Source organism: Sphingopyxis sp. (genome assembly GCF_036402335.1).
In the GTDB taxonomy this organism is placed as follows: domain Bacteria; phylum Pseudomonadota; class Alphaproteobacteria; order Sphingomonadales; family Sphingomonadaceae; genus Sphingopyxis.
In genome coordinates this window covers 1-9,595 of record NZ_DASWTD010000482.1, presented here as the reverse complement: position 1 = coordinate 9,595, position 9,595 = coordinate 1, and the positions used below count along the sequence as shown (strand labels likewise).

The 9,595-nt window shown below is 63.5% G+C and carries 13 protein-coding genes; 5 read left to right on the top strand and 8 right to left on the bottom strand.

The genetic code is table 11. The annotated features are described in order from the left end of the window. Both VGD20_RS15825 and VGD20_RS15820 read left to right on the top strand, forming a co-directional pair. Nucleotides 1–200, top strand: a 200-nt coding sequence (locus tag VGD20_RS15825) for a c-type cytochrome (protein ID WP_414714586.1), incomplete at its 5' end; no start/stop codon positions are given. A gap of 104 nt (nucleotides 201–304) precedes the next feature. Next, nucleotides 305–1,738 carry a transposase gene (locus tag VGD20_RS15820; RefSeq protein WP_231376780.1) on the top strand — a complete coding sequence of 478 codons (1,434 nt, stop codon included), beginning with the start codon at nucleotides 305–307 and terminating at the stop codon, nucleotides 1,736–1,738. Between the two features lie 23 nt (nucleotides 1,739–1,761). Here VGD20_RS15820 and VGD20_RS15815 read toward each other — a convergent pair whose 3' ends face one another. From VGD20_RS15815 to VGD20_RS15790, 6 genes are all read right to left on the bottom strand, one after another. Continuing rightward, nucleotides 1,762–2,406 (bottom strand): recombinase family protein, encoded by a 645-nt coding sequence (locus VGD20_RS15815; protein WP_037477107.1) that lies wholly within the window; start codon nucleotides 2,404–2,406, stop codon nucleotides 1,762–1,764. A gap of 351 nt (nucleotides 2,407–2,757) precedes the next feature. Further along, nucleotides 2,758–3,468 (bottom strand): VIT1/CCC1 transporter family protein, encoded by a 711-nt coding sequence (locus VGD20_RS15810; RefSeq protein ID WP_066707260.1) that lies wholly within the window; start codon nucleotides 3,466–3,468, stop codon nucleotides 2,758–2,760. Nucleotides 3,469–3,641: 173 nt separating this feature from the next. Further along, entirely contained in the window at nucleotides 3,642–4,961 is a 1,320-nt protein-coding gene (locus VGD20_RS15805) for a sensor histidine kinase (protein ID WP_211250653.1), read from the bottom strand. Nucleotide 4,962: 1 nt separating this feature from the next. After that, on the bottom strand, nucleotides 4,963–5,649 hold the full coding sequence (locus VGD20_RS15800; protein ID WP_066707257.1) for a response regulator: 687 nt from the start codon (nucleotides 5,647–5,649) through the stop codon (nucleotides 4,963–4,965). Continuing rightward, on the bottom strand, nucleotides 5,630–6,232 hold the full coding sequence (locus VGD20_RS15795; protein ID WP_066707281.1) for a cytochrome b/b6 domain-containing protein: 603 nt from the start codon (nucleotides 6,230–6,232) through the stop codon (nucleotides 5,630–5,632). The genes VGD20_RS15800 and VGD20_RS15795 overlap by 20 nt, the downstream gene beginning before the upstream one ends. Before the next feature lie 2 nt (nucleotides 6,233–6,234). Next, on the bottom strand, nucleotides 6,235–6,516 hold the full coding sequence (locus VGD20_RS15790) for a PepSY domain-containing protein (protein ID WP_066707254.1): 282 nt from the start codon (nucleotides 6,514–6,516) through the stop codon (nucleotides 6,235–6,237). 193 nt (nucleotides 6,517–6,709) lie between these two features. Between VGD20_RS15790 and VGD20_RS15785 the strand changes: the two genes are divergently transcribed. Together VGD20_RS15785 and VGD20_RS15780 are read left to right on the top strand one after the other, a co-directional pair. Continuing rightward, complete coding sequence (locus VGD20_RS15785; protein ID WP_051693705.1) at nucleotides 6,710–7,189, top strand: acyl-ACP desaturase; 480 nt, start codon at nucleotides 6,710–6,712, stop codon at nucleotides 7,187–7,189. 292 nt (nucleotides 7,190–7,481) lie between these two features. Continuing rightward, nucleotides 7,482–7,934: a hypothetical protein gene (locus VGD20_RS15780; RefSeq protein ID WP_043060763.1), complete on the top strand. Its 453-nt coding sequence runs from the start codon at nucleotides 7,482–7,484 to the stop codon at nucleotides 7,932–7,934. Between the two features lie 40 nt (nucleotides 7,935–7,974). Here the strand turns inward: VGD20_RS15780 and VGD20_RS15775 are convergent, their stop codons facing one another. Further along, complete coding sequence (locus VGD20_RS15775) at nucleotides 7,975–8,388, bottom strand: MerR family DNA-binding protein (protein WP_018251207.1); 414 nt, start codon at nucleotides 8,386–8,388, stop codon at nucleotides 7,975–7,977. Nucleotides 8,389–8,451: 63 nt separating this feature from the next. Here VGD20_RS15775 and VGD20_RS15770 point away from each other — a divergent pair, with 63 nt between their 5' ends. Beyond that, nucleotides 8,452–9,219, top strand: a complete 768-nt coding sequence (locus VGD20_RS15770) for a glutaredoxin family protein (protein WP_017980773.1) — start codon at nucleotides 8,452–8,454, stop codon at nucleotides 9,217–9,219. Between the two features lie 21 nt (nucleotides 9,220–9,240). Here the strand turns inward: VGD20_RS15770 and VGD20_RS15765 are convergent. Next, on the bottom strand, nucleotides 9,241–9,595 hold a 355-nt coding region (locus tag VGD20_RS15765; protein ID WP_331135360.1), incomplete at its 5' end, for a copper-binding protein.

Below are 9,595 nucleotides of genomic sequence, written 5' to 3'. Positions count from 1 at the left end.
TCATCAAGGCCAACATGCCTTATGGTGAGGGCAACACGCTGACGGATCAGCAGGCGTGGGATGTCGCCGCCTATGTCGATAGTCGCGAGCGACCCCGCGATCCGCGGCAGACCGGGACTGTCGAGAGCGCACGTAAGCAGTTTCACCCCAAAGGGGACTATTATGGTCAGGAGATTGACGGAAAAATGCTTGGCAGCTGATCGCTCGGCTTCCTAACCAGTGTCACAACCGAACGGGCCTGTTGAAAAATGCCGGACATGCCGGGTTGCTCCTTCGTTTCACCCCTATCGAAAGGAGCGTCGCTATGATGGGACCAGCCTGTCGCAGTAAGCGGGAAGGGGCGTCCTTCCGCACCGTAGAAGCCATGTTGCCCACAGACCACCTGCTGCGTCGCGTCGATCGATGGCTCGACATCGGCGAGTTGAGACAGGCACTGGCCGGTCATTACAGCGCACGGGGAAGACCATCGATCGATCCCGAACTCCTCATCCGCATGACGCTGATCGGCCGCATCTTCGCGATCGCGTCCGAACGGCGGCTGTGTGAGGAGCTGCGCTACAATCTGGCCTATCGCTGGTTCTGCCGTCTCGCGCCGGGAGACAAGGTTCCGCACCACTCCACGTTCAGCAAGAACCGCCATGGTCGCTTCCGCGATGCCAACGTGTTCCGGATCCTGTTCGAGAGCACGGTGAGACGCTGCATCAGAGAAGGACTGATTGGCGGAAAAGACGCCGCGATCGATGCGTCGTTCATAGCGGCTGATGCGAGCTGGCAGCGCAAGACCGTTCCCGGCTACCTGCCGTATGTCGCCAACGCGTCGCGCGCGGTTAGGGAGTGGGTGCACGACACAGGAGATGCCGTCTTTGAAATGGCGCGGTCGAAAAGCTGCCAAGGCATCTCTCGAACGGACCCTGCCGCGGCCTGGTCGGCGCGAACGGTGCGTGGCCGGTTCGGCTACGCCTTGAATGCGCTGGTCGACACCCCGAGTGGCGTCGCGCTCGATGTCGAGGCGACACCAGCTCGCTTCGCGGAGGAAGTTGATGCGGGGCGCGTCATGCTCGAGCGGTCGGCCGATCGGTTTGATTATCGCCCCAAGCGGGTCGCGGCCGATAAAGCCTATGGCAGCGCGAACTTCCTCGGCTTCGTGCGGGATCACGGCGCAACCCCACACATCCCCGTGATCGACCGGACGCAGCAGACCAAGGGCAAGCTGCCGCGAACGGCCTTCAGCTATGATCGTGGCACCGACAGCTTTACCTGCCCGACCGGCAAGACGCTCCGGCACCATGCCTTCCATCCTCCCACCGGCGTACACCGTTACGCGGCGGATGTTCGGGATTGCGAGGCGTGCGTGCTTCGGAAGAAATGCACGACGTCGCGGCGTCGTACCCTGGTTCGACTGGACGATGAAGACGTTCGCGATCTTGCCAGAGCCGAAGTGGAAACCGGGCTCTACAAGCGGTCTATGCGGTTGCGGCGCGGGGTCGAACGGTTCTTCGCCGACGCCAAGGGCAAGCATGGCATGAGGCGGCTTCACCTGCGCGGCATCCGCGGAGCGGAAGAAGAGTTCCTGATCGGCGCGGCGGTAATGAACCTGATGATACTGGCGCGACCACGTCGGCTGATCGGCAAGCCGCGCAGAGGTGTCTGCGTTCCCGCAGCCCTCACCCCGGCCGCCATCTCGGCCCGGTCGATCGAACATGACGTGATCGTCTCGCCCGCTCGGCAATATGCCTGATCGCTGAAGCGCGGCGTGCTTCATCACGCGGCGCGCAGTCGTTCTTTGCGGTACGGCACACCGTCAAGCAGTGCCTGGCCCGGCGCCTTGGGCGTGCCGTCACCGTTCACGTACATATAGAGTGTCGTCGTCGTCATCCCGAGACGGCGCGCGACATCAGCTGCGATCGCGTTACGATCGGACATGGCGGCCATCGCCATCGCCAGCGTTGCCTTGTCCATCTTGCGGGGCCGCCCTCCCATGCGCCCCCGCGCGCGTGCCGCAGCAAGGCCGGCCTGTGTGCGCTCGGCGATAAGCTCGCGCTCGAACTCGGCGAAGGCGGCAAAGATGCCGAAAGCCAGGCGGCCGTTGGCGGTGGTGGTGTCAATCTGCGCGCCGGCGCCAGTCAGTACCTTCAACCCGATGCCGCGCTCACGCAGCGCCTCGGCGGTGATGACCAAATGCCTCAGGTCACGTCCGAGGCGATCCAGTTTCCAGAGCACCAGTGTATTGCCGGGCTGCAACGCCTTGAGACAGGCAGTCAGGCCAGGACGCGCATCATGACGACCCGACGCGAGATCCTCATAAATGCGTGAGGCATCGACGCCGGCGGATAGCAGCGCGTCGCGCTGCGGTGACAGCGTCTGCGATCCGTCAGCCTTGGATACCCTCACATATCCGATGAGCATCATCACCCCGCCAGAAAAGATATCTAACACCCTGCAATGTGCCGGTGGTTTCCGCAACGGGTATTCCGACCGCTAGGAAGCTTCGATGAGGCAAAAACCGCTACCGCCAGAAAACCGGTCGTTTTTCTGGCGGTTGGTGTGCGCTGTGAGTGCCCCGTCGCTTCACGGCCAAAGACAGTTACGGTGGAGGCTTCGGGAAACTTCGGCAACAAATTAGCGTGGTGCCGGATACGATCAGCTTTGCGAAAGGGGGGGCTGACCATAGGCGTGGGTGGCGATGCGTTTGCTTACTCGTTTTCGGGACGTAGCGGTGCGGACTAGTGTCGCATCGCCGCGGGCAACGAAAAGCTTTTAAACCACCGTCCCGGTGAAAGCCCCAATAAGGGCCGTCATCCCCATCGCAAGGACACCCAGTAAAACCACCCGGATCATGGCGCGCCCGATCGGGGCGCCGCCCGCCTTCGCTCCAAGCGCACCCAGCACGCCAAGCAGCACCAATGCCGTTGCTGGTACCGCATAAAGCACAGCGCTATGCGGTGCTAATGCAGCGATCACGGGTAGGATCGCGCCGGCGGCAAATGCCAAGGCCGAGGATACCGCGGCCTGCATCGGCTGCGATGCGCCGTCGTCAGCAAGGCCAAGCTCATCACGGCGATGCGCTCCCAGAGCGTCATGTGCCATCATCTGTTCGGCCACCTGAATCGCTAGCGACGGCTCGACGCCACGCCCTTCATAGATTGCGGCCAGTTCCCGCGTTTCGGTCACGGGCGAACGTTCCAACTCGGCCGATTCCCGCGCAAGGTCAGCGTTCTCGGTATCCGCCTGCGAACTGACCGAAACATATTCGCCCGCCGCCATCGCCAGTGCACCCCCGACCAATGCTGCTACCCCCGCAACAAGGACTGTGCTCGCAGTCGAGCCTGGCGCGGCTGCGACACCGACGATCAGGCTTGAAACAGAAATGATTCCGTCGTTGGCACCGAGCACCGCTGCGCGAAGCCAGCCTGTACGGTGGACGAGATGATGTTCTCCTGGCGCGTGATCGATGGCGTCGGTCGTCATTGGCTATCCTAAAGTATGTCGAACTCGGTGAGCCGCCGAGTGGGCGGGAATTGGATTGTATTTGGCTCCGGACAGCAGTGCAGGGATGATGGAGCGATGTAGCTACGCCAGGTGCGTTGCGGCACGGGCCTGACGAACAGCTGACGAAAGCGATGGCTCCCGTAATTTCAAGGCTAGACCTCGAGTCGGACGCGAAACGAAGCACCCCCGCCTGTCGCGTTTTCGACGCTGACCGTTCCACCATGCGCTTCGGTCAACCGTTGCACGATGCCAAGGCCTAGGCCCGCTCCGGTAGAGCTGCGGCGATCCTTGCGCCAGAAGCGGTCAAACACGTGCGGAAGATCGACCTCTGCAATCCCCGGCCCGTAGTCACGGACCGTCAGCTGTGGACCGGGTCCCGCGCTTACGTCGATGGGCGTGACGCCGGGCGCGTGTGACAGCGCATTGTCGATCAGGTTGCGATAGATGCGGAAGATCGCTTCCGGGTGCCCGATCGCCGCGGTGTCGCCGAAGCTCTCGAAACGTAGATCACGCTGCGCCGCGAACACCTTTGGCGCCATCGCGGCCACGACGTCCCGGCCGATGTCGGCGATATCGATGGCAACGTGGCCATCGAGGGCCAGCGCGTCGGCTTGGGCGAGATCGAGCATCTGTTCGACGAGACGGGTCAGGTGCCGCGCATCGGCCTGCAGTTCGTCCCGTTGCTTGCCTGCGGGGAGCCGATCGAGCGATAGCTGCATGATCGACAACGGTGTGCGCAGCTCATGTGCGGCGTTGGCAGTGAACTCCCGCAGAGTCGCCATCGCTGCATCGAGCCGACCGAGCGCCCGATTGACGGCACTGACGAGCGTGTTGACCTCTCGCGGCTCACTCGGCTCCGAAAGGCGAAGCAGGGTGTTGTCGGGTTCCAGCGCGTCCACTTCGCGCTCGGCATGGCGGAGCGGTTGGAGCACCCGGCGGACGGCGAAGACGTTGAACAGCAACAGCAACAGCGACAACGGGATCAGCGGCAGCATCACGTGCTGAATGATCTCGTTCACGATCACCGGCACATAGGGGCGGATGCCGTCGCCCTCGAACTGCATCGCCAGCCATCGCCGCTCCTCGCCGCGATCGATCGCGCGAACGCCCGATATCCGATAGCCGCGAGGAGTCTGTTCGCGCCGCGTCCAGTCGACCAGGGTTGACGCGCCGTCGATCCCGGTTTCCCCTACCCGCCGGAGTTCGGGTGATCCCGGTTCGACATAGCGCGCGGACCAGGATTCGGCCCCCGGCGGTCCGGTTAGCAGGTCGGGCGACAGCACGCCGCCTGCCTGAGCCTTCGTCGCTTCAAGCGTCAGCAATTCCTGCGCGAGCGATTCGGGCTGGCGACTGTAGGTGAACACGACGATCCCGACGTCGAGTGCTGCGAACAGCAGCGTGAACGCCGCCAGACGCGCCGCAATCTGTCGGAACAGCGTAGGGGGCCGTCGCCTTGGCCGAACCGCGTCCATCCTATTCACCAGATACGCTTGGCGCGAACAGCGCATAGCCGACGCCGTGCACGGTGCGGACCTGCACGTCCGCCCCGGCGGCGGTCAGGCGCTTGCGCAGCCGCGATACTGCCGCTTCCAACGCATTGGGCGTTACCTCGGCGTCCATCGCATATAGCGTATTCTCAAGCGCCGGCTTGGCGACGACGTGTCCGGCGCGGCGGAGCAGAACTTCGAGCAGGTTGATTTCACGCGGCGTCGCGTCGATCGCGACGCCGCCCACGTCGGCCGACCGTGAGGCACAATCGAGCACGACGTTGCCCGCGGCGAGCTGGGTGCCGAGCGACGCCCCGGGTCGTCGCAGCAGGGCACGACACCGCGCCGCGAGCTCGGGAATCTGGAACGGCTTCACCAGATAGTCGTCAGCGCCCGCGTCGAGTCCGGTGACGCGATCGTCGAGGCCACCTCGCGCGGTCAGGACAAGGATCGGCGTCGCATTCTTGTCCCGGCGGGAACGGCGGACGATGTCCAAGCCGTCTCCATCGGGTAAGCCAAGGTCGACCAGTAGCAGGTCATATGTCGCCACCTTCATCGCCAGCTCGGCGTCCTCGACGGTCTCGACCCAATCGACCGCGAAACCCTGCGGGATCAGGCCGTCCCGAACCAGGCTGCCGAGCCGGGCGTTGTCTTCAATCAGCAGCAGGCGCATGGTCGATGTCGGTCCCCGTTGGTGCACGTTTGTAGCCAGTGACCATCGCCAGCGGCAGGTTTTCCCGGTGCCGCACGCTCTCGACGATCGCACCGATGACATGCAGGGCTACCGCGCCGATCAGAACATTGGCGGCGGTTTCGTGCAACGTCTCGACCCAGCCCACACCCCAGAATTGGTCGAGCCCCATCATCCATCCGCTGGTCCCCACCGTCGCCAGCAGGACAAGGAGGACGACGATCATTGCGCCTCCGGCCGGGTTGTGCCCGATGTAGCGCGGCTCGCGCCGGGCAGCCATCGCGCGAAAATAGCGCAGCAACACGAACGGGCCTGGCACGAAGCTGGCGAATTGCGCGTAACGCCGGCCGATAACACCCCAGATCAGCCGGATCGCCAGCGCCGTGACGACAACGTAGCCGACATAGATATGCGGCGGCTCCTCATGCCGAAGGAACGTCAGGTTGGCGATCACACCTCCTACCACGGTCCAGTGAAAGATGCGGACGATCGGGTCCCAGACCTTGACCCTGCCGCGGTTGCGAGCAGGGTCTCGGGAAGGAGCCGCTGGAGCGACGTGGCTCATCGTCAGTCGACGTTGTTCTGAACGACCGCGCCGTTCACCGGGTTGAAATAGACCTCGGCGCGCTTGCCGTCCTTGGTGTGGGCGTAGATTTCGTAGCAGCTGCCGGACACCTGAAAGACCTTGACGTCGCGATAGCCCATCTTGGCGACGCGGCCTTTCATTTGTGCCGGCGTCATCCATTTGGCCTGAGGCGCCTTGGTGCAGACGGGCGACGCCATCGCCATCGGCGCAGCTGCGACGGCGGCGAGAAAGGCTGCGACCTTCAAGGGGGCAAATCGGATCATCGAACGAGCTCCTGTCAGAGGCGGGATAGCCTCGATGACCGGGAGATCGCAGCACCGCCTGACCGAAACCTGACGGCACAGCGAGTTTTTCCGACGGCTCGAGAATGCGGTTGCCGCGGACCTGTCAGGTCGTCGTCAGGACCGGGGTCGATAGCGGGGCAGCCGCACTTCCGGCGGCAATGGAGTATCGACCATGATGAAGTCCCTGATCGTCGCTGCCGCCGGTGCCGCGACCATTTTCGCCGTCAGCGTGACCGCCGCGCCGTCGGCGCCGACCCGCCCGCTAGCCGCCAGCACGCGGGCGAACCTCGAAGCCGCGATGCACGGGGAGGCTTATGCCAACCTGAAGTATCTGCGGTACGCCGACCAGGCGCAGGCGGCGGGAAAGCCCGAACTCGCCAAGCTCTTCCGCGCATCGGCCAACGTCGAGGCCAACGAGCACTTCGATCGCGAAGCGCAGGCGCTGCGGCTCGGCAGCAGCAACAATGTGAACCTCGAAGATGCCATGAAGGGCGAGCACTACGAGAATGTCACGATGTACGTGAATTTCGCCAAGGAGGCGGAAGCGGCCGGCGACAAGAAGGTGGCGCAGATGTTCCGCCAGATCGCGGTCGACGAAGGCACGCATTACGCGGCTTACAAGGCTGCCCTGGCAAAGCTCCCCCGTCGCTAAGCCAGCTGCAGGCGCCGGCCCGGCCATCCCCCCGGCGGGCCGGCGCATCAAATCGGGATCGTTCGATAGGTTTTTAACACACGCCCGCCGAATGGGGCCTGAAAGAGCGCTCAGTGCCCTAATCGCGCAACATCAATTCGAACGCGAGATTTTCAACAGCCACGAACGGTTTTGACACCATTCCTTGAGTAGCCAAGTCAGCTAATCGCTTAGTGACCTAGCCGTAATGGATAAGTTGAGTCACTGCTGTTTTCTGCTTTCGTTCTCCACGATACTGAATCATAGAATTGTTATGCCAATCGCGCGTGAACATCGCTGGCTCTACCCGATTGACTGGCGTGAACTATCTGCCTTCATCCGGTTTGGCCGCGCCAAAGGACGCTGCGAACATTGTCAGCGCCCGCATGGTCGTCATGTGCTGCATCTGGGCGATGGTGTTTGGTGGGATGAGGACATAAGCAGGTGGCGCAACGGGCAGGGCAGGTGCGTTCGCCGCCTGCCGCCGCCCGACGCCCTCTTATGCGCGCAACCTGGCTTCGTCGGCATTGATCCACCTTCACAAGTGCGGATCACGCGCGTGGTTCTTGCTAGCGCGCATCTGAACCATGATCCGAGCGATAACCGACCACGCAACCTCGCTGCACTCTGCCAGCGGTGCCACATGCGCCACGACGCCAGCGAGCATCGCCGACGTCGGTGGATCAACGCCTTCCGTATGCGTGCGATCGGCGATCTATTTGCCTGATCCGAAATCTCCTGCTGACCGCCTGGGAGCTAATCAAAGATCACTCAGTCGGTGAATCGAACGCTGTCAGGATTGGGCACGGCCCTGCCGATCCCGAGCCGCACTCGCTGGCAAGCCGACGCAGCGAAGCACGCGCCTGTTCAAGCTCGGCGATCTTCGCATCCAGCGCCGCCATCTGCTCATGGGCGAGCTGGCGCGCACGCGCGCGATCGTCGGTCGCATCCAGCGCCAGAAGCTCACCGATCTGCTCGAGCGTGAAACCGGCTGCCTGCGCCGAGCGGATGAAGCGAAGGCGGCGGGCGTCATCGGTGCCGTAGCGCCGGATGCCGCCTCCGGCGCCAGCCCCGGTCGGCCGGTCTGGCTCGTCCAGCAAACCGCGACGCTGATAGTAGCGCACCGTTTCGACGCCGACGCCGCCCTCGCGCGCGAGCGCCGCGATCGTCATGCCGGTCATGCCTTGACTCCGTACTATGGTACGGACCCTATATAGGCGGGGCGAGGATATTGGAGAAGCGGCATGGCGAGCGCCCCCGCCAAACAGGCGACGATCTACCGGATGGTGATGCCGGAACATACCTGCCCTTTCGGGCTGAAGGCGAAGGATCTTCTGCGCCGGGAAGGCTATGCGGTCGATGACCATTGGCTGATGACGCGGGAAGAAACCGACGCTTTCAAGGCGAAGCACGGCGTCAAGACGACCCCGCAGATCTTTATCGCCGGGGAGCGGGTCGGCGGCTATGACGATCTGCGCCGCTTCTTCGGCAAGATGGTCCGCGACCCCAAGGCCGTCACCTATCGCCCGGTGATTGCCGTGTTCGCGATGACGGCGCTGATGGCGCTCGCCGCCAGCTATGCGGTACTCGGCACGCCCTTCACGGTGCGGGCGGGTGAATGGTTCATCGCGTTCTCGATGTGCGCTCTGGCGATGCTCAAGCTCCAGAACGTCGAGAGCTTCTCGAGCATGTTCCTCAACTACGATCTGCTCGCGAAGCGCTGGGTGCCCTATTCCTATGTCTATCCCTACGCGGAAGGAGCGGCGGGCGTCCTGATGGCAGCCGGCGCGTTGACCTGGCTGTCGGTGCCCGTCGCGCTCGTTATCGGTACGATCGGCGCGGTGTCGGTGTTCAAGGCCGTCTACATCGACAAGCGTGAGCTGAAATGCGCGTGCGTGGGCGGGGACAGCAACGTGCCGCTCGGCTTCATCTCGCTCACCGAAAACCTGATGATGGTCGCGATGGCGCTGTGGATGATCGCTGCGCCGCCCGTGCTGGCGATGGCGCACTGACGCGAAGGTCGGCACGCGTCGTCAATGCGGGCTGATCGCCGTAACTTCTGCCGTCATACCCTTCGCCTTGGCGGTGAATGCGACCCGCTGCCCCGACCGCAGTCCCTTGAGCAGGGTCGGGGGGGATGCCCGGAAGGTCATCGTCATTGCGGGCCAGCCGATCGTCGGGATCGGGCCGTGCTTGATGGTTACGGTTCCACCTTTCGCGTCGACGGCAGTGATCGTCCCCGATCCGCTGCCGGATTTTACAGCCGATGCAGCCGGCCTGCTGCCTTGAGCAAGAGCGCTCGCTGCGATCGGCGTGACTAGTAGCATGAATGCGGCGCGCATGGAGAAAGTGGCTTTCATCAGATCTTCCTTTCGGGGCGGGTTGAAG